Annotated in this window: 17 protein-coding genes and 1 tRNA gene; 8 read left to right on the forward strand and 10 right to left on the reverse strand. The window is 54.3% G+C overall.

Going from position 1 to position 19,760, the window contains the following annotated elements:
• Window positions 1-31: 31 nt before the first annotated feature.
• Window positions 32-1,342 carry an inorganic triphosphatase gene (locus F3I21_RS17500; protein WP_141496446.1) on the reverse strand — a complete coding sequence of 437 codons (1,311 nt, stop codon included), beginning with the start codon at window positions 1,340-1,342 and terminating at the stop codon, window positions 32-34.
• A gap of 205 nt (window positions 1,343-1,547) precedes the next feature.
• Here F3I21_RS17500 and F3I21_RS17505 point away from each other — a divergent pair, with 205 nt between their 5' ends.
• Complete coding sequence (locus tag F3I21_RS17505; RefSeq protein ID WP_010618709.1) at window positions 1,548-2,171, forward strand: TIGR04211 family SH3 domain-containing protein; 624 nt, start codon at window positions 1,548-1,550, stop codon at window positions 2,169-2,171.
• Window positions 2,172-2,312: 141 nt separating this feature from the next.
• Window positions 2,313-3,545, forward strand: coding sequence for a multifunctional CCA addition/repair protein (locus F3I21_RS17510; RefSeq protein WP_150059426.1), 1,233 nt, complete (start codon window positions 2,313-2,315; stop codon window positions 3,543-3,545).
• A gap of 18 nt (window positions 3,546-3,563) precedes the next feature.
• On the opposite strand, the gene bacA is transcribed toward F3I21_RS17510, so the two are convergent.
• Window positions 3,564-4,382, reverse strand: coding sequence for an undecaprenyl-diphosphate phosphatase (gene bacA / locus F3I21_RS17515; protein ID WP_031280132.1), 819 nt, complete (start codon window positions 4,380-4,382; stop codon window positions 3,564-3,566).
• A gap of 191 nt (window positions 4,383-4,573) precedes the next feature.
• On the reverse strand, window positions 4,574-4,933 hold the full coding sequence (gene folB, locus F3I21_RS17525) for a bifunctional dihydroneopterin aldolase/7,8-dihydroneopterin epimerase (protein ID WP_150059427.1): 360 nt from the start codon (window positions 4,931-4,933) through the stop codon (window positions 4,574-4,576).
• Window positions 4,934-5,040: 107 nt separating this feature from the next.
• Here folB and plsY point away from each other — a divergent pair, with 107 nt between their 5' ends.
• Window positions 5,041-5,640, forward strand: a complete 600-nt coding sequence (gene plsY / locus F3I21_RS17530) for a glycerol-3-phosphate 1-O-acyltransferase PlsY (protein WP_021509626.1) — start codon at window positions 5,041-5,043, stop codon at window positions 5,638-5,640.
• A 30-nt stretch (window positions 5,641-5,670) separates the two neighbouring features.
• On the opposite strand, the gene tsaD is transcribed toward plsY, so the two are convergent.
• Window positions 5,671-6,684: a tRNA (adenosine(37)-N6)-threonylcarbamoyltransferase complex transferase subunit TsaD gene (gene tsaD, locus F3I21_RS17535; protein ID WP_031280133.1), complete on the reverse strand. Its 1,014-nt coding sequence runs from the start codon at window positions 6,682-6,684 to the stop codon at window positions 5,671-5,673.
• 281 nt (window positions 6,685-6,965) lie between these two features.
• Here tsaD and rpsU point away from each other — a divergent pair, with 281 nt between their 5' ends.
• The 3 genes from rpsU to rpoD all read left to right on the forward strand — a co-directional run bounded on the left by rpsU (window position 6,966) and on the right by rpoD (window position 11,269).
• Window positions 6,966-7,181, forward strand: a complete 216-nt coding sequence (gene rpsU / locus F3I21_RS17540; RefSeq protein WP_001144069.1) for a 30S ribosomal protein S21 — start codon at window positions 6,966-6,968, stop codon at window positions 7,179-7,181.
• A gap of 119 nt (window positions 7,182-7,300) precedes the next feature.
• Window positions 7,301-9,046, forward strand: a complete 1,746-nt coding sequence (gene dnaG / locus F3I21_RS17545) for a DNA primase (protein ID WP_021509629.1) — start codon at window positions 7,301-7,303, stop codon at window positions 9,044-9,046.
• A 378-nt stretch (window positions 9,047-9,424) separates the two neighbouring features.
• On the forward strand, window positions 9,425-11,269 hold the full coding sequence (rpoD, locus tag F3I21_RS17550) for an RNA polymerase sigma factor RpoD (protein WP_058759769.1): 1,845 nt from the start codon (window positions 9,425-9,427) through the stop codon (window positions 11,267-11,269).
• Between the two features lie 48 nt (window positions 11,270-11,317).
• Here rpoD and F3I21_RS17555 read toward each other — a convergent pair whose 3' ends face one another.
• The 3 genes from F3I21_RS17555 to F3I21_RS17565 all read right to left on the reverse strand — a co-directional run bounded on the left by F3I21_RS17555 (window position 11,318) and on the right by F3I21_RS17565 (window position 13,267).
• Window positions 11,318-12,079, reverse strand: a complete 762-nt coding sequence (locus F3I21_RS17555; protein ID WP_190286108.1) for a substrate-binding domain-containing protein — start codon at window positions 12,077-12,079, stop codon at window positions 11,318-11,320.
• 88 nt (window positions 12,080-12,167) lie between these two features.
• Complete coding sequence (gene mug / locus F3I21_RS17560) at window positions 12,168-12,683, reverse strand: G/U mismatch-specific DNA glycosylase (RefSeq protein ID WP_150059429.1); 516 nt, start codon at window positions 12,681-12,683, stop codon at window positions 12,168-12,170.
• Window positions 12,680-13,267, reverse strand: a complete 588-nt coding sequence (locus tag F3I21_RS17565) for a TetR/AcrR family transcriptional regulator (protein ID WP_150059430.1) — start codon at window positions 13,265-13,267, stop codon at window positions 12,680-12,682. The genes mug and F3I21_RS17565 overlap by 4 nt, the downstream gene beginning before the upstream one ends.
• A 136-nt stretch (window positions 13,268-13,403) precedes the next feature.
• Between F3I21_RS17565 and F3I21_RS17570 the strand changes: the two genes are divergently transcribed.
• A complete protein-coding gene (locus F3I21_RS17570) occupies window positions 13,404-14,186 on the forward strand; it encodes an SDR family oxidoreductase (protein WP_150059431.1) in 783 nt (260 codons plus the stop codon).
• Window positions 14,187-14,385: 199 nt separating this feature from the next.
• Window positions 14,386-14,461: transfer RNA gene (locus tag F3I21_RS17575), tRNA-Ile, on the forward strand.
• Between the two features lie 284 nt (window positions 14,462-14,745).
• Here F3I21_RS17575 and F3I21_RS17580 read toward each other — a convergent pair.
• From F3I21_RS17580 to F3I21_RS17590, 3 genes are all read right to left on the reverse strand, one after another.
• Window positions 14,746-16,614: a DUF4209 domain-containing protein gene (locus tag F3I21_RS17580; protein ID WP_150059432.1), complete on the reverse strand. Its 1,869-nt coding sequence runs from the start codon at window positions 16,612-16,614 to the stop codon at window positions 14,746-14,748.
• Window positions 16,615-17,927: 1,313 nt separating this feature from the next.
• A complete protein-coding gene (locus F3I21_RS17585; protein ID WP_058771494.1) occupies window positions 17,928-18,161 on the reverse strand; it encodes a hypothetical protein in 234 nt (77 codons plus the stop codon).
• Between the two features lie 404 nt (window positions 18,162-18,565).
• Window positions 18,566-19,747, reverse strand: coding sequence for a fimbrial protein (locus F3I21_RS17590; protein ID WP_150059433.1), 1,182 nt, complete (start codon window positions 19,745-19,747; stop codon window positions 18,566-18,568).
• Between the last annotated feature and the right edge of the window lie 13 nt (window positions 19,748-19,760).

The raw sequence follows: 19,760 nt of genomic DNA on the forward strand, positions 1-19,760 counted from the left end.
TCCCTCCCTGATAATTGATGGTGCCGTAGCCTTAGCGTTTCACACCGTTATTCAGCCAGAACGGCGGTTGACGGATCGCCAGATTGACCAGCTGAATCAGACCGCGCTCCTGTTTTTCACGAATGGCGTGCTGCAACTCCTGCCAGCCCGCCAGCCACTGGCTGACTTCTTCAGCCGGATACGCCCCCGCCAGCAGATGCACCGCCAGCAACTGGCGGTTCAGGCGCGTAGCTTTGTCCTGAAATTCATTGAACAGCTGCACGTCGACGAAGGTTTCACGCAGATCCGCGCCGATGCGCCCCAGCATGATGTCGCTGAAGCGTTTAAACGAGCCCTGTAGCTTGCTTTTGTTCTTCTCGTCCAGCCACGGCTGCCACTGCGACTCCACCAGCCAGTGAGTAAGTGCTAACTGAGCTTCGACCGAGGTCGGTGAGAAGCAGACGGTTTCTGCGCTGGCCTCGCTGTCCGCCAGCAGCTCTTCCAGCCGGGTCAGCTTCTGACGCAGTTCGCTATTGGCCTTGCGCGGCACCAGCGTGCCAAACAGGGAAAACGCCTGACGCAGCGTTTCCAGCGCTTCAATTACCCGTGCCCGGGCGTCTTCGTTACCGCGCAGCCAGACTTCTTCATGGTACTGCCAGTGGCCGAGCGCCGCGCTCATGGCGTGAACCATGCCCTGCTCCACCGTGGCTTTAGGGGCAATTTTCTGCAGCGGCAGCGCGCGCAATGGTCGCGGCGCGTTGCCCTGCGCCAGCTGATAACCGCGTGCCGCTTTGCTCAGGCTGCCGAGGCGCAGGCCGTCCGTAGCGATCAGCGCGCTGGCGAAGGTCAGCATATCGCTGCGCGCTCCGCGCTTAAGCTCCAGCTCCACTTCATACAGCGGCTCGCTCAGCTCCCCTGCGGCAACGCTGCCGCAATCGAAAGCCACTTCAATTTCGCTGTCGCCAACGCTCACCAGCCAGGTTTCACGCTGGAAATGGGTGCTGAACAGCGGCTGCAAACGCGGCTGCAGCGCGGCGACATCGGTCCCCTGCGGCCAGATCTCTGCCGGCAGGCGGGCAATGTCCAGCTGCGGCTCGCTGAGGTCGACGTTGTATTCCGGACGCTGATGCAGACCGCCCAGCGTTTTGCCGGCGGTTTTCAGCGTCATTTCATAGCGCTGATCCACGCCGCGAATCCGCAGACCCATATCCCAGCGGCGCAGCTGGTTGTCATCGGTTTCGTAATAGATGTTGGTCAGCTCACGCGCGGCGTGGTGCTGATGTGGCCAGGCGGCAAGCGTCTGCGCCAGTTTTTCGGCGGCTTGCGGGGTGGCAATGAACTTTAATTCGATTTCGATGGTCATAATTTTTTATTCAATACGCTGCTGGCACTTACGAGTTTAATCTGGCGAAGAGTAATGCACCGCAAGCCTGCTGTCTCTGCTTTCTTGTGCTTTTACGACCCTTTTCGCACCGCATTGAGACCAGGATAGTTCTCATTCAGATTTATGCGAAGCGACTCCAGACTGTGCCGGTAAATTTACGCCTATCATGAAAAAACGATATCGAATGAAAAAAATCACACTTGCCGCCCTCTCTTTGCTGGCTTTCAGCGCCATCGCACCGGCCCACGCGGCCGATGAAAAACGTTACATCTCCGACGAATTATCCACCTGGGTACGCAGCGGCCCTGGCGATCAGTATCGCCTGGTTGGCAAGCTGAATGCCGGGGAGGAAGTCACGCTGCTGCAAACCAATAATGACTCGCAGTACGCGCAAATCCGCGATGCAGAAGGCAAAACTAACTGGATTCCGCTGTCGCAGCTCAGCGCCTCTCCCAGCCTGCGCACCCGTGTGCCGCAGCTGGAGCAGCAGGTCAAAGAGCTGACCGACAAACTGGCGAACATTGATAACAGCTGGAATCAGCGTACGTCAGAGATGCAGAACAAGGTGGCCAACAGTGACGGCACCATCAACGGCCTGAAAGAAGAGAATCAGAAGCTGCGCAACGAGCTGATTGTGGCGCAGAAGAAGGTCAGCGCCGCTAACGTTCAGCTGGATGACAAACAGCGCACCATCATCATGCAGTGGTTTATGTATGGCGGCGGCGTGCTCGGCGTCGGTCTGCTGCTCGGTCTGCTGCTGCCGCACATGGTGCCGCGCCGCAAGAAAAACGATCGCTGGATGAATTAAAGCCGCCACACCATTTGTGGTTTGCCTGGAGGGGATCGTAAGATGCCCCTTTTGGCATGCCCGCTTTTTCGCCAAAGTATGCAACAATAACGTAACAAGCGTGCGCGGCACGCAAAAGTGGATTGCCTCTGGAGTGGTTGAGTGAAGACGTTTCTGGTCGGTGGCGCAGTGCGTGATGCCTTACTGCGTTTGCCGGTAAAAGATAGAGATTGGGTGGTGGTGGGCGCAACGCCCGACAGCATGCTGGCGCAGGGCTATCAGCAGGTGGGCCGGGATTTTCCGGTTTTTTTACACCCTGAAAGCCGCGAAGAGTATGCGCTGGCGCGCACCGAGCGCAAAAGCGGCAACGGTTATACCGGCTTCGTGACCCAGTTCGCGCCGGACGTGACGCTGGAGCAGGATTTACAGCGTCGCGATCTGACCATCAATGCCATCGCGCAGGCCGCTGACGGCACGTTGATCGACCCTTATCACGGCCAGCAGGATTTGCAGCAGCGCACCCTGCGTCACGTGTCGGCAGCTTTTAATGAAGATCCGCTGCGCGTGCTGCGCGTGGCGCGTTTTGCTGCCCGTTTCGCCCACCTCAATTTCCGCGTGGCACCTGAAACCCAGGCGCTGATGCGCGAGATGGCGCACAGCGGCGAACTGGCGCACCTCACCGCAGAGCGGGTGTGGAAAGAGACGGAAAAAGCGCTGCTGACGCGCAATCCACAGGTCTATTTCCAGCTGCTGCGCGACTGCGATGCATTGCAGGTGCTGTTCCCGGAAATCGACAACCTGTACGGCATTCCGGCCCCCGTTAAGTGGCATCCGGAGATCGATACCGGCGTCCACGCGCTGATGACGCTGACCATGGCCGCAGCGCTCTCCGACCAGCTTGACGTGCGTTTCGCCACGCTGTTCCACGATGTGGGTAAAGCGCTGACGCCACCAGAGAAGTGGCCGAGCCATCATGGCCACGGCCCGGCCGGTGTACCGATTGTTGAAGCGCTGTGCCAGCGACTGCGCGTGCCGAACCAGGTGCGCGATTTGGCCCTGGTGGTGACGGAGTTTCACGATGTGGTGCACACCATTGAACGCCAGCCGGCTGACGCGCTGGTGGCGCTGTTTGACCGCATCGACGCCTGGCGCAAGCCCGATCGCGTGGAAAAGATGGCACTGACCAGCGAAGCCGACGCTCGCGGGCGCACGACGCTGGAGAGCATGGCTTATCCGCAGGGCGATTATCTGCGGCGCGCGTTTGCGCTGGCGCAGGCGGTGCCCACCAAAGCGGTGGTCGAGGCCGGTTTCACAGGCGCGGCGGTGCGGGAAGAGCTGACGCGTCGGCGCGTGCTGGCGTTGCAGGAAGGGTTAATCGAGGCGCGGCCAGCGTAACCGGCCGCGCCTCGCGCATCACATAAAGATGGCGTAAACCGCTGCCGCGACGATAAAGCGGTAGATGGCAAACGACACAAACGAGATACGTTTGATCAGCTCAAGAAATACTTTGATCGCCAGCAGCGCGACAATAAAGGCGGTCACAAAGCCTACGGCAAACATCGGGAAATCCTGCATCGTCAGGAAGCCCATGCTCTTGTAGAGATCGAGTCCGGTAGCACCGATCATCATCGGTACCGCGAGGATGAAGGAAAACTCGGACGCCGCATAGCGGCTGACGCCCATCAGCATACCGCCGGAGATGGTGGCGCCGGAACGCGAGAAGCCCGGCCACAGCGCCAGACACTGGAAGCAGCCAATCATAAACGCCTGGCGATAGGTGATGTCATCGATACCCACCGCTTTCGGCTGCTTTGGCTTGAGATATTCCGCCGCCAGCAGCAGCACACCGCCCACCACCAGCGCGTACATCACGTTGATCGGGTTAAACAGGGTTTTAATCTGGTCATGCAGCACCAGGCCAATCACCACCGCCGGCACCATACCCAGCAGAATGTGAATCAGCGTCAGTTTTCCGCTGCCGACGCCTTCGTGGCGCTCCTGGCCGAAGTGAATGCCGATCAGGCCAAACAGCCGGCGCCAGAACATCACGACTACGGCGAGGATGGAGCCCAGCTGGATCACCACTTCAAAGGTTTCCGCCTTCTCACCCTCGAACCCCAGCAAATGGCCAACAATAATCATGTGGCCTGTGGATGAGACCGGCAGGAACTCCGTCAGGCCTTCCACAACCCCCAGGATTGCAGCTACCCATAGCTGATGAATGTCTGCCATCAAATTTTACCCTCTATCCGTTTTAAACAGTAAAAAGGCGGTCGCGCACCGCTACCGCCTGAAATTATGCCTGCACCTTGCTGAAGGAAACCTTAAGGATTTCGGTCACTTCCCCTTCATCAGCGCAGCGGCCTCCACTGAGACACACCATAATTTGGTTTGGTTTCATTGTGATGGCAATCACGCAGGATTTATTTAGGAATAGTCCCGCGCTCAATTCTCACGCCCACGCTCGCCGCCTGGGCGACAGCCCCCGGTTTACCTACCTTCACGCGTACTCCGGGCGTTTTGAAACGATTCATCAACAGATCGGCGATTTCTTCTGCCACCCGTTCGACCAGCGCAAAACGCTGCCCCTGCAGATGACGGAGGATCGCTTCGGTGACATCGGCGTAGCTCAGACAGTGGTTCACATCGTCGCTCACCGCCGCCTGCCGGTTGTCCCACGCCATTTCGACATCGAGCACCAGCTTCTGCTGCATGCCCTGTTCCCAGTCGTAAACGCCAATGGTGGTGAACACGGTGAGTTGTTCTATAAATACGATATCCATGATGTCACTCTCTGTTTTTGGCTTAGCCGGATACCACTTCCGGCGGATTATGCGTATTATCCACGCTTATCGAGAACAAAACGACCCAAAAGGAACGGTACGAAGCTATGAGTGCTATCGCGCTTGGTATGATTATTTTCGCGTATCTTTGCGGCTCGATTTCCAGTGCGATCCTGGTTTGTAAACTCGCTGGTTTACCCGATCCCCGCAGCGCAGGCTCTGGCAATCCAGGCGCCACCAACGTGTTACGTATTGGCGGTAAAGCCGCTGCTGCCGCGGTACTGATTTTCGACGTGGCGAAGGGAATGGTGCCGGTATGGATCGCCTGGTGGCTGCACGTCACGCCGATGTATCTTGGCCTCACGGCCATCGCCGCCTGCCTCGGCCATATCTATCCGGTGTTTTTCCGCTTTCGCGGCGGCAAAGGTGTGGCCACCGCGTTTGGGGCCATCGCGCCGATTGGCTGGGACCTGACCGGCCTGATGACCGGCACCTGGCTGCTGACGGTGCTGCTCAGCGGCTACTCATCGCTGGGCGCGATCGTCAGCGCGTTGATTGCCCCGTTTTATGTCTGGTGGTTTAAGCCGCAGTTCACCTTTCCGGTGTCGATGCTGTCATGCCTGATTTTGCTGCGCCATCACGACAATATTCAGCGCCTGTGGCGCGGTCAGGAAAACCGCGTGTGGAAGCGTAAAAAGAAGAAATAAAAAAACCGGCGCGCAGCCGGTTTTTTATCATCAGATGGCCGGTAATTCCGCCAGCGGCCAGCGTGGCCGTACGCTGACGCCCAGCTCACCGCGCGTGCCGCCTTTCAGCCGCACCATGCCGGCATAGGCAATCATTGCGCCGTTGTCGGTGCAGAACTCCGGACGGGCATAAAATACCTCGCCGCCGCGCGCGCTCATCATGGTTGCCATGCGTTCACGCAGCGTGCGGTTGGCGCTCACGCCGCCGGCAATCACCAGGCGTTTGAAGCCGGTCTGCTCCAGCGCACGCTTGCATTTGATCATCAGCGTGTCTACTACCGCATCTTCAAAGGCGCGGGCGATATCGGCGCGCGCCTGTTCGTCACCGTCATGTTCGCGAATGGTATTCGCCGCGAAGGTTTTCAGGCCGGAGAAGCTGAAGTCCAGCCCCGGACGATCGGTCATCGGACGCGGGAACTTAAAGCGATCCGGCGTGCCTTGCTGCGCCATGCGCGACAGCATCGGACCGCCCGGATAATCCAGCCCCAGCAGCTTGGCGGTTTTATCGAACGCTTCCCCGGCGGCATCGTCAATCGATTCACCCAGCAGCGTATATTCACCAATGCCGGTGACGCTGATCAGCTGCGTGTGGCCGCCGGAGACCAGCAGTGCCACGAACGGGAATGCCGGTGGGTTGTCTTCCAGCATCGGCGCCAGCAGATGGCCTTCCATGTGATGCACCGGCACCGCCGGCACGTTCCAGGCGAACGCCAGCGCACGGCCAATGGTGGCGCCAACCAGCAGTGCACCGACCAGGCCGGGACCGGCGGTATACGCCACGGCGTCAATCTCTCCGGCCTGTAAGCCCGCCTGTTTCAGCGCGGCCTGGATCAGCGGCACGGTTTTCCGCACGTGATCGCGCGAGGCCAGTTCCGGCACCACGCCGCCGTAATCGGCATGTAATTTTACCTGGCTATATAATTGATTCGCCAGCAGACCGGACGCATCGTCATAAATCGCGATGCCGGTTTCATCGCAGGACGTTTCAATACCCAGAACTCGCATAGCTTTATCACCCTCTTCTTGCGGCGCGCAGTGTAGCACAGGCCGGCTGACGCCTGCCCCCTTCCGCACGCGAAAAAGTGTTTTTCTGTCGCGCAAAGAGTGCGCTATACTCCACGGCCTGAAAAAACCGGCAGCCGCACAGGCAAACGCTCCTGTTGGTTCTAAATTGTCCATGGTGCTTTACAAGCCAGCCGCGCCTGGAGTAAAATGCTGCACCATTTTGAAAAGTGCTGGCGCCGCAGTCAGCAGCAAAAACCGAATTTTATCGAGGTGAGAGTTACATGCCGGTAATTAAAGTACGTGAAAACGAGCCATTCGACGTAGCACTGCGTCGCTTCAAGCGTTCCTGCGAGAAAGCAGGCGTTCTGGCTGAAGTTCGTCGTCGTGAGTTCTATGAAAAACCAACGACTGAACGTAAGCGCGCTAAAGCGTCTGCTGTTAAGCGTCACGCCAAGAAACTGGCTCGCGAAAACGCACGCCGCACTCGTCTGTACTAATTTCTTTTCGGAAGTTCGCTTCCGCCGCGTGTTAAACGCAGACAGAGTCAAGTAAGAGGCCGTGCTTTCCGAAAGGAAGCGCGGCTTGTTGCCGTTTATGAGCTGAAAAACCGGGGCTTATGGCTGGACGAATTCCACGCGTATTTATCAATGATTTACTTGCCCGCACGGACATCGTGGATCTTATCGATGCCCGCGTTAAGCTGAAAAAGCAGGGTAAGAACTATCACGCGTGCTGTCCTTTCCATAACGAAAAAACCCCCTCTTTCACCGTAAGTGGTGAGAAGCAGTTCTACTACTGCTTTGGCTGTGGTGCCAAAGGCAACGCCATCGACTTCCTGATGAATCACGATCGTCTGGATTTCGTCGAGAGCGTAGAGGAACTTGCCACGCAGCACGGCTTAGAAGTGCCGTACGAAGCGGGCAACGGTCCGAGCCCGATGGAGCGCCACCAGCGCCAGAGCCTGTATCAGCTGCTGGAAGGTTTAGACAGCTTTTATCAGCAGAGCCTGCGCAATCCGCAGGCGAAATCAGCACAACAGTATCTTGCCACACGCGGGCTGAGCCAGCAGGTGATCGATCACTTTGCCATTGGCTATGCGCCAGCCGGCTGGGACAACGTGCTGAAGCGTTTCGGTCAGCAGAAAGAAGATCGTGAATCGCTGATGGAAGCGGGCATGCTGGTCAGTAATGACAGCGGCCGCACCTACGATCGTTTCCGCGATCGCGTGATGTTTCCGATTCGCGACAAACGCGGACGCGTGATTGGTTTTGGTGGCCGCGTGCTGGGCAACGATACGCCCAAGTACCTGAACTCACCGGAAACGCCGATTTTCCATAAAGGCCGCCAGCTGTACGGCCTGTATGAAGCGCAAAAAAATCATCCGCAACCGGCGCGTCTGCTGGTGGTGGAAGGCTATATGGACGTGGTTGCGCTGGCGCAGTTCGGCATTGATTATGCTGTCGCCTCGCTGGGCACCTCGACCACAGCGGAACATATCCAGCTTTTGTTCCGCTCGACCGATAACGTGATCTGCTGCTACGACGGCGACCGCGCCGGTCGTGAAGCTGCATGGCGTGCGCTGGAAACCGCATTGCCTTACATGAATGACGGTCGTCAGCTACGCTTTATGTTTTTGCCCGACGGCGAAGACCCGGATACCCTGGTGCGTAAAGAGGGCAAAGCAGCGTTCGAAGCGCGGATGGAGCAGGCCATGCCGCTCTCCACGTTTCTGTTCGACAGCCTGATGCCGCAGGTGGATCTGAGTACGCGCGACGGCCGTACCAAGCTGGCGACGCTGGCGCTGCCGCTGATTAGCCAGATTCCGGGTGAAACGCTGCGGATTTATATGCGTCAGACGCTGGGTAATAAACTCGGCATTCTGGACGATAACCAGTTAGACAAGCTGATGCCGAAGCAGGCGGAAAGCGGTACCGCGCCGGTGGCGCCGCCGATGAAACGCACCACCATGCGCGTGCTGATTGCGTTGCTGGTGCAGAATCCGCAATTTGCCGCCATCGTGCCTGCCCTAGACGGGCTGGAGCAGTCTAAATTAGCGGGATTGCCACTGTTTGTGGAGTTAGTCCGCCGTTGTACTGAGAATCCTGGCCTGACCACCGGACAGCTACTAGAGTTATATCGCGGGACAGAATTTAGCCAGCCCCTTGAAACACTGGCCACCTGGAACCACATGATCGTAGATGACGAAGCGGAAGAAGTGTTCCAGGACTCGCTGGCAAGCATCTATGATGCTGCGCTGGAGCAGCGCCTCGAAGCACTGATTGCGCGCGACCGGACTGAAGGCCTGAGCGCCGCCGAACGCCGTGAATTCTGGGCATTAAGCCAGGCACTAGCCAAAAAATAAGATTTTACCGGGTCAGAATGATGAAGGCTGATAACGCCACCGTTCTTGCCTGATGTTTCTGGTTTATGGACGCTGTAAGCGAAACCGGAAGCAATGCATACGTACCAGAGGCGTTAACGTCGCTGTCAGTTTCAAGGCTGCCAGCGCGCAGCAACCGGAGCGTACTGGCGTACGTAAGGATTGCAGGCACTGCCAGCATTGAAAATGGCAAGTGAGTTAGCGCCGGACAGAATATTAAGCGGCTTAAGTGCCGATTTACGATGGGCCAAAGCCCTGGCCGCGTTGAAGGCAGCGGCAAAAATACAACGCCTTCACTGTTATAGTTGGCTCGCTGCCGACCGACACCAATCTAATTAACAGAAGTGTGGATACCGTCTTATGGAGCAAAACCCGCAGTCACAGCTTAAGCTGCTTGTCACCCGTGGTAAGGAGCAGGGCTATCTGACCTATGCTGAGGTCAATGACCATCTGCCGGAAGATATCGTCGACTCCGATCAGATCGAAGACATCATCCAAATGATCAACGATATGGGTATTCAGGTGGTGGAAGAAGCCCCGGATGCCGATGATCTGATGCTGAATGAAAACAGCACCGATACTGACGAAGATGCCGCGGAAGCTGCCGCTCAGGTATTATCCAGCGTTGAATCTGAAATTGGCCGTACCACCGACCCGGTACGCATGTACATGCGTGAAATGGGTACCGTTGAACTGCTGACGCGCGAAGGCGAAATCGACATCGCCAAGCGTATCGAAGACGGTATCAACCAGGTGCAATGCTCTGTCGCCGAATACCCGGAAGCAATCACCTACCTGCTCGATCAGTACGATCGCGTTGAAGCGGGCGAGTCACGCCTGTCTGACCTGATCACCGGTTTCGTCGATCCGAACGCCGAGGAAGATCTGGCGCCAACCGCGACCCACGTTGGTTCTGAGCTGTCAGAAGAAGACCGCGACGACGACGAAGAGGAAGACGAAGAGAGCGACGACGACAGCTCCGACGACGATAACTCTATCGATCCGGAACTGGCGCGCGAGAAGTTTAACGACCTGCGTACGCAGTACGAAACCACGCGCAACGTGATCAAAGCCAAAGGCCGCAGCCATGCGGACGCCGTGGCCGAGATTAATAATCTCTCTGAAGTGTTTAAACAGTTCCGCCTGGTACCGAAGCAGTTCGACTACCTGGTGAACAACATGCGTGAAATGATGGAGCGCGTGCGCACGCAAGAGCGCCTGATCATGAAGCTGTGTGTTGAACTGTGCAAAATGCCGAAGAAAAACTTCATCACCCTGTTTACCGGTAATGAAACCAGTGAGAGCTGGTTCAAAGCGGCACTGGCCATGAACAAACCGTGGTCGGAAAAACTGCAGGAAGTGGAAGAAGACGTCATGCGTTCGCTGCAGAAACTGCTGCAGATTGAAGAAGAGACCGGCCTGACCATTGAGCAGGTGAAAGACATCAACCGTCGTATGTCGATCGGCGAAGCCAAAGCGCGTCGTGCGAAGAAAGAGATGGTTGAGGCTAACCTGCGTCTGGTGATCTCCATCGCCAAGAAGTACACCAACCGTGGCCTGCAGTTCCTCGACCTGATTCAGGAAGGCAACATCGGTCTGATGAAAGCGGTGGATAAGTTTGAATATCGCCGTGGCTATAAGTTCTCAACTTACGCCACCTGGTGGATCCGTCAGGCTATCACCCGTTCCATCGCCGACCAGGCGCGTACCATCCGTATTCCGGTACATATGATTGAGACCATTAACAAACTCAACCGTATTTCGCGCCAGATGCTGCAGGAGATGGGCCGCGAGCCAACGCCGGAAGAGCTGGCTGAGCGTATGCTGATGCCGGAAGATAAAATCCGTAAGGTGCTGAAAATCGCTAAAGAGCCGATCTCCATGGAGACGCCGATTGGTGATGATGAAGATTCGCATCTGGGCGACTTTATCGAAGACACCACGCTGGAGCTGCCGCTGGATTCCGCGACTTCGGAAAGCCTGCGTTCTGCCACTCACGATGTGCTGGCTGGCCTGACCGCGCGTGAAGCCAAAGTCCTGCGTATGCGTTTCGGTATCGATATGAATACCGACCACACGCTGGAAGAGGTGGGCAAACAGTTTGACGTAACGCGTGAGCGTATCCGTCAGATTGAAGCCAAAGCGCTGCGTAAACTGCGCCATCCGAGCCGCTCGGAAGTGTTGCGTAGCTTCCTCGACGATTAATCGTCCTGGTCAGTAAAAACCCCGGCTAGCCGGGGTTTTTTATTGTCTTCAGTATGGCGTCAGCCCTTTCTCCTGCATCACGCTGCGCGCCTTGTCGCTCTGCAGGTATTTCACGAACTTCGCCGCGGCCTGCTGCTGCTGGCTGCTGCGCGTGATTACCGCACCGTACAGCGTATCCTGCTGTGCCGCCGGCGGAATCAATCCCACAATGGTGATGCCTTTCACCGCCTTCAGCTCGCTGTTCTGCTGGAAGCCCAGCTCGGCTTTGCCCTGCGCGACCGCCTCACCCACCGGCGTGGCCGGAATTACGGTGATCTTCGCCGCCGTTTTCGGCCCCAGCTGCAGCTTATCCAGCATCTTGCTCTGAATATATTTGCCGCTGGCGCTGTCAGACACGGCGATGCTTGAGGCGGCGGTCAGTACCTGTTTGAACTTCGCGACGGTACTGATATCCGGCGGCGTAGTGCCCTGCTTCACCGCCATGGCGATGTACGAGTGCGCCAGCACCTGATGGCTGGCGCTATCCACCCATTTCGCCTGCTCCAGCGGCTTGATGGCGTAATCCACCATCACCAGCACATCGGCGCTTTCATGGCGTTTGAGGCGATTAGGAATCGCCTGCGGCGTGTCACCCATCGACGGCGCCGCTTCCAGCTCAATGCTGTCACCGCTCTGCTGCTGATAATCCTGCTTCAGGCTTTCAATTACCGGGTACATACCGCCGGAACTGAATACCTTCAGCGTTGCGGCCTGGACGCCCGGTTGCGCCGCCAGCAGCAGTGCCGCCAGAACCATGGTGCGTTGCTTCATCTCCCTGCTCCTTTTTTTGCGTGGAGCATCCGGTGTAGCCAGAAACAAAACGATGAACAACGTTATTACCTGATGAAACAGAGCCAGCTCACGCCTTATTCTGTAACCAATCATGAAGCTGGCGATAAGCAGCGACCATCTCCTCCAGCGAAGCGCGGTTTAATCCGCTGGGATTGGGCAGCACCCATAAGCGGGTTTCGCCCAGCAACTGCGGCTGCTCGCCCCATGCCACGTTGCGCTGACGAAACGCCTTCTGAAACGCATCCTTACCCAGCACGGCCAGCGCGCGCGGCTGAAAGCGCAGCACCTTTTCCTGCAGACGCGCACCGCCGTCGCGCAGCTCCGCGCCCGCCAGCTCGCTGGCCAGCATGGTGGGGCGCTCTACCAGCATGGTGATGCCGCAGCCGGTCTCCAGCAGCCGCTGTTCCTGCTCCGGCAGCAGCTGTTCGCGGGTAAATCCGGCCTGATGAATCACCTTCCAGAAGCGGTTGCCGGGATGCGCAAAGTGAAAGCCGGTATGCGCCGAGGATTTGCCCGGATTGATGCCGCAAAACAGCACCTGCAAATCGGGTGCGATGATGTCGCGGATGTCGTGATCGCTCATGCTGTCACCAGCCCGGCGCGCAGTTTGACTGCCTGACGCGTCACCTCCAGCATCTGGCGCGCTTCCGCTTCATCGGTGCAGGCGCGCGCCAGCGCCAGCGCACCGACCATTTCGGCCTGCATGCTGCTGGCGATGCTCTCCGCCTGCGCATGTCCCAGCTGCTGCAGCGCCTGTACCAGCTGACGCCGCACCGCTTCGCGCTTCGCCGAAAACAGCGCCCGCGCATCCGGCGGTAAATGCGCCACTTCGCTGACCAGCGCCGGTATCGGACAGCCCTCGCCCGGCGCGCCACAGTGCTGGTCCGACAGATAGCGATCGATCCACTGGTTCAGCCGTTCAGCCGGATCCTCAATCGCCAGCACGGCGGCAAAACGCTGCGCCGAGTCGGCAAACATCTCATTAATCACCGCTTCGACCAGCGCTTCACGCGAGGCAAAGTGCGCATAAAATCCACCGTGCGTCAGGCCGACGCGCTTCATCAGCGCTGCCACGCCAATACCTTCGGTGCCGCATTCGCGCATCACCACCGCCGCTTCCTCCAGAATGCGCTGCCGCGTGCGCGCCTTATGGCTTAGCTTTTCCATCGGTTGTTACCCTGCTCATCGTTAATGGCAATCAGTGTAATTATTACGATCGTCATATTCCAGCTTGACGATAGATATGATGGTCGTCATATTATCAGCACGCCAATATGACGACCATCATACAGAGGGCTTTTCCATGTCACACCAACTGGCTTTAATCACCGGCGCTTCCAGCGGTATCGGCGCAACTTACGCTAAACAGCTGGCCGCACGCGGCAACGACCTGATTCTGGTGGCGCGCGATGCTGCACGTCTGAGCGCGCTGGCGCAGTCGCTGCACGAAGCGCACGGCGTGGAAGTCAGCGTGCTGGCTGCGGATCTGACGCGCCATGAGGATCTGGCGCGTATTGATAGCGAGCTGCGAAACAATACGCGTATTACCACTCTGATCAACAATGCGGGCATGACGGTGGAAGGCGAGTTTATCGACGCCAGCATCGACCAGACACAAACCATGCTGACACTGAACGTGGTGGCGCTGACGCAGCTCTCTCACACGGCCGCACAGGTTTTCCGCAGCCGCAACGCGGGCACTATCGTGAACGTGGCGTCGGTACTGGCGCTGGTCAACGAACAGGCAAACGGGGCCTACAATGCGACGAAAGCTTTTGTGCTCTCGCTGACGCGGAATATGCAGCGTGAGCTGGCGGGCCACAACGTACGCGTGCAGGCGCTGCTGCCGGGCCTGACGCGCACCGAAATCTTTCAGCGCACCGGGCGCTCGGTGGATGACCTGCCGGCAGAGATGGTGATGGAGGTAGACGATTTAGTCGCCGCCGCGCTGCGCGGTCTGGATGACGGCGAAGCGATCACTATCCCTTCGGTGGAAGATATGGGCCTGTGGCAAAGCTTTGAGCAGGCGCGCGGCGCCATCCTGCCGTTTATCTCGCTGAATAAGCCCGCCACGCGCTATCGCTGAACCTGCGCATCCTGAGACAAGGCAGCAGCAAGCCTTGTCTCAAAAACGCGACAGCAGTGGGCGCTTATTGCGCGCATCTGTCAGGGTTGCGGGATTTTTTGCTGTGAGATCAAGGACTCAGTGATTGCGGGAATTTTCACCAACCGATTGCGCAACGCTGGATCGCCCCACCGAGATACTTTATAATCCCCGCTCCGCTGGCCCCTTAGCTCAGTGGTTAGAGCAGGCGACTCATAATCGCTTGGTCGCTGGTTCAAACCCAGCAGGGGCCACCAAATTATCAACGACTTACCTCAGAAGCTACAGTTAAGCTGGTTTTCCAGGATACTTATAGGATACCGTTCAGAAGTAGATCAAAGTAGCAATCTCCCACCCCATCTTTAGCCACTCTCGTCACGCCAAGCTGTTTCAGCCTTAAAGCTACGTAATGCTCAGGTCACCTGTGGCATAAAGCTGCTGAGCAAATGCAGTGTCCGCTTTGAGCGAGAAGCGGAAGTTCTCCTTCGCGTTGTTCCTGCTGCAAGTAATCAGGAGTTATATGTCATAAAGCTTACAAATTTTAGTTTTCCTCTACAGACGGTGCTATATGTTCATCCCAGCAATCTAACAAAGGCCAACAGACAAGACGATAAATCAACCAGCAAGCATAAATAGCTGAAGCGCTAAAACATCCACCCGCAGGCAATTTCCCATGCGCTATTTCATGGCGCAGAGATGGGCCGGGTTTGTAATTGAAGAGTAAATCAATGATATTTATCAAATCCTTACCAAATACCTGCTCTAGCTCAGGGCGCAGGTTTTCAAGCATTCCAGATAAAGAACGATCTTCCTGAAGGAGTTCATTATCTAATTTAGAGGTCTCACGGTTTAGCGTATGCATATAAAACCGTATTGAGTTTTCAAGTTGAGGAACAAGAAGGTAAGTCGCAGAAGCATAATCACCCTGAAAAAAACGAGAGAAGCCTAACGCAAATATATGTTCATGACCACGCGGGACGAATGGGCTTAATGAGACAATATATTCGAAATGACGCTCTTCTATTGAAAATCTGGACGATAAACAATAACGAACAGGATCTACATAACTTGAAACGAAGTAATGATAGTATAAATCAAGATTTTTTATATGCTGAGACTTGTACCATTCTTCTGGGGGATTTTCATCAATGGAAGCTGCAGGAGTTTTGGCATAGACCTTACCTTCTATATCAGTATAAACAGCACCTATGAAATTACTAAAAAAACTTTCCTTTCGAACAGAATCAGCGTGCTGACATAGTTCGCTCTTGGAAATAAGATATGGGGCTATGGTAAATTCATACAAACAAGCTGAGAGGGGGAGATCTGAGTAAATTTTAGATGTTTCTTCTCTTGCTTCATCGGCAATTATGGGAGTTGTGAATGTTGCAAATTCATCGCATGATGACATCTGTAAGTCACGCAACTCGGCAATAAGGGCTGCTACTCGCTCTTTATTCCCACCTATAGAACGCAGTTCTCCTATCGCAATACTTGTCCAGTATGCCTTTGCGGAAGCCTGACTGACATGGTCTCTCATCCTAAGTGTTTGCTCTACTGCATTCTCCTGGCACTCCCGCTTGGAATTATTATCCCCGCTTTTTTCAAATGCATTTGCCGCCAAATAAAAAATTTTTTTGACACCCTCTGGATATGAATGGATTTCTGCTTCACTTGCTAGTTTCTTAGCGTCCTTGGCAACAACCCCCCAATCAATGGCTTTCCTATTTGCCCCATGCCGCGCTACTCGTTCAAATATTATATATAATTTAAGCTCTAATGCCTTTGCATACACAATATCAAATGCATATTGTACATTTCTTGGAAGTGTCTTTTTCTTTTGTGTCAATGAAACTATATCAAACGCACGTCTTAAGAATTGTTCAAGCTTTCCTATATGATTAAGAACTCTATAAGAATTCACGTCGCAAATATGGTCACTATATATGCCTATGAGTTCACAGTAGCTATTAATTGCTATTGTTGCCGCGTCTTTTTTACTTTTATCATTACTCCAAATTATATCTGCTACCCGGGCTCTAAGTAGTTTGTTTTCAATTTGAATGACTATGCTCGAAAGAACATCATTTTGTTGACCACGGAAGTCGCTAGGTATGTAAGAGCGACCATTTGGACCACTCCATAATGGCCCCCATGGTTGGAGAGGATCATCCGCTCTAAAATGAAATGAACAAATCGACTTTAGCAACTCATAGACACGTTTATGAGCCTCTTCGGAGGATTTTGCCAATGCTTCAAACTGACGATATAACTCACGATAATCATAAGAGACCGTTTGTGGCAACAATGAATTAAAGTTAAAAGTGGCGAAATCTTCTGCTGTTGCCAGCACTACAGGCATGGTGGCCATATCACTTTTTGGTTGGCTGCCATCTTCTTGAGTTGCCATGATGATTCCCTTAATACGGTTGGTTGAACTGTAGTGATCGACAAGATTTTGCCGTGGCAGGAGAATTTCTCTAGGAACACAATATTTCCGCTTGGGCCACCAAGCGGAAATGCATCCTCAGCCACGAAAATTAATCACATTATTGCTACGAACACTATATAACATTCCCCATGCATCCTTACTATTACTCTAACATGTAGTGGTATACCGATTTTAGCCACATTATCAGAATGTGTAGAATGTTCGCTTCTGGCACAAAGCGGACGTTCGACATGAGCTTTCATGTGCGATTAATAACGTCAGGCCTGCCACGTATAAGCAAGCAGCCACTTATCCTCCTTAACCCCTCCTCACTTTTCAGCAACAGATAATTGCGGTGTTTACATTGTGATTTAAACCATTCGGGGCTGCCGACCTGCCCACCCCACCGACAGAGTTCATCATCAGCACATTTCGAATGAAATAAGTACTATGAGGAGAATACAGCCTGATCGACATGCTACGTAAACTGTTTTTTATTCCATTCTTCGTCACTTTGGCCATCATGGTCATACTTTACTTAAAATTCTGCATCCAGAGGTGCCAAAAATGGGCCGGAGCGTTATGATTTTCAAGCTTCACCTACATATTTTAAATGGTGTCGTATAATCCCCACCTCCTCGCCTCAGCTCAGTTACAGATTTCCTTTCTGCATCCAGAGGTGCCAAAAATGGGCCGGAGCGTTATGATTTTCAAGCTTCACCTACATATTTTAAATGGTGTCGTATAATCCCCACCTCCTCGCCTCAGCTCAGTTACAGATTTCCTTTTTAATATCATGTAATTAACCGCTACCCACCTGTCCCTGTTTTTGGCGGAATGGACACCTCAAAAGCCGATTTAACTCATAAATTCAATTGGTTACGACACGTGGTGGTGTCCCTATGAAAATCGCAAAACTAGCCGTTTTCTGCGGGGCCGCCGCCTCGTGGACAGGGTACCCCGCCGGGAGGACCCGCTCATCTTTCCCCGTCCTGCCGGTTACAGTGACCGACCATCAACAGGCTGGTGGTCGGTTCAAAAATGAAAGTCAGGCCCGAAAGGGTTTTACCCAAATAGTGCAAAACCTTCGGGCTGTTGCAATGACTTCTCAGTAGGGGCGAACTTTCAAACACAGCCTAAGCCTCTGATTTGTTCGGGACCGTCACTTTGTCTGGCTTACGAGAGCTGGCAGCCAGAAGATTAATGAGTAACTCGCTGATTTTGTTACGAGTGGTCACAGTGACCACCGGTGTCCTGACGCTTAATCCGGCCCCCGTTTTAGGACCGCCCGGCTATGAGGCCTGGCACAGAGCACCTAAGCTGTTGTTTATTCCATTCTTCGTCACTTTGGTTCGCGTTTTAATGCTGCCTGTAAGCTCATCTTCATGACGCTGATAGATTTTGTTTACCTGTTTTGCATCGTTGTATCCTAGCAATTCAGCGAGGTGATCAGCTGTGAACCAGATTTTCCCGTCACCGTTATCAAATGGCACGACACTGTGATTGTTAAATGTCAGTTCATTCATTTCGGATACCTACAGAAAAGTGAGCATTTCGCACAGAGAAACCGCACCAGAGAGGTCCGCACCTATACGGGATCTCTCAGGCTCACTTTTCTTAAAGCTCAGGTAATATCTGCGCGTACGAAGCTTATGGATCTATGGATAGCGCCCTCGCCCACTATTGCGCGGTCCAGTCTCTTCGCACTTCCTATTTGCTATCTTATTCAGATTACAGTTCGCATTAGTGTCCAGAAGTTTTCCAGATCGACATCAAACCGCTACTGTAATTTAGTAGATTAGAAATATCAGACATTTCATAAACCACCAGCCATTTCAATTTTTTTATTATCATGATCTTTTTGAACCCTATTGATTCTGCCTTTTTATAAGCTGTACTAGCTGTATCGTGCAGATTCCGCTTTCTGGAATCAGTGATAGTTTATGGTAAAAACTGCCTTGCTATTGGCCGAGCCAGGAGTTACCCGAGACTCGGTCTGATAGTAGCGTGCTTGCATAGGTATCGTGTGTGTACCCGGTGCCACACTATCGACTGTGGTCTCATACGGATTGTTAAGATTGTATGGAACCGGTGAAATATCTGAAGCATCTCCAGTTGCCAGCTGAATACCAATTCCTCTGGCGCTATCAGCCGCACCATCAAGTTTAATAATCCCCTGCAGCGCATCGATTGCGCCGAAGGTGGGTGAAATATTCATCACGAACCGGTTCAGCCCACGAAGACCCGGCGTCTGGGCACCGCCTACGCTGTAACCTGGCGAATTACTCAAATCCGTGTAAGTGCCATAAAAAGCCGGGCAGCCCGTCAGGGTAATATTAAAGGGCTTCCACGGAGTGGTTTTCACACTTCCGTTAAAATATTTGTCCATGCTGTAACTGCCCAGAGGAACTGTCACGTCAGGCGTTTTACACGTACCTGCGATCACGTTAATTGACCCGCTGAAATCTTCCCGATAGGTCTCTCTTGGCAGTCCAGTTACGCTTCTTGAGCCTTTAACGTCGAGAACAACCGTTGGCAACTGGGCACCGTTTATACGACCGCCGGCAATTGGACCGGTCTTGACGAAATCCAGCCTAAAATTATTGCGGATCATCACCGGAGCTGCGCCGAACTGTGTTGACGGATACGACCATTTAAATAGAGGGGTAAAGTCGAGCGGCTGCCCTACGCTTGCCGATGTGCCATCATCATTTACTACCGCCACGCCGATACCCGGCACAGACGTAACATAAAGCTTGCCCGCGTACTTTCCTCCCCAGCCGGGGACCAGTCCTGGTGTGTTCGTAACGTGTACATACTGTTCAATATCAAAGGGCAGTGCAGAATTAGTTGTGTGGCAGCTAAGGTAAGGCGTCCTGCTTCCGGCTGTTGTTATCCGCTGCCGGTGAATGACTGTATCTACAGGTACGTCGGCGCCTACCGTAATGTTCGGCGTCGTTAATTGGACGGTATGCTCCAGTGGACCCTGTCCCGTGGCAAAGTCACAGTCGTCAGCATTAGCTTCGCAGGCCAGCAGCCCGAGAGACAGCGCTATCCCGTATGAAAAAATATTCTTTATCTTGTTCTTGTCGGCTTTTTCAGTAAATTTCATTTCTTAACTCCTG

The sequence above is a fragment of the Pantoea sp. B_9 genome, assembly GCF_008632015.1.
GTDB classification, from domain to species: Bacteria; Pseudomonadota; Gammaproteobacteria; order Enterobacterales; family Enterobacteriaceae; genus Pantoea; species Pantoea dispersa.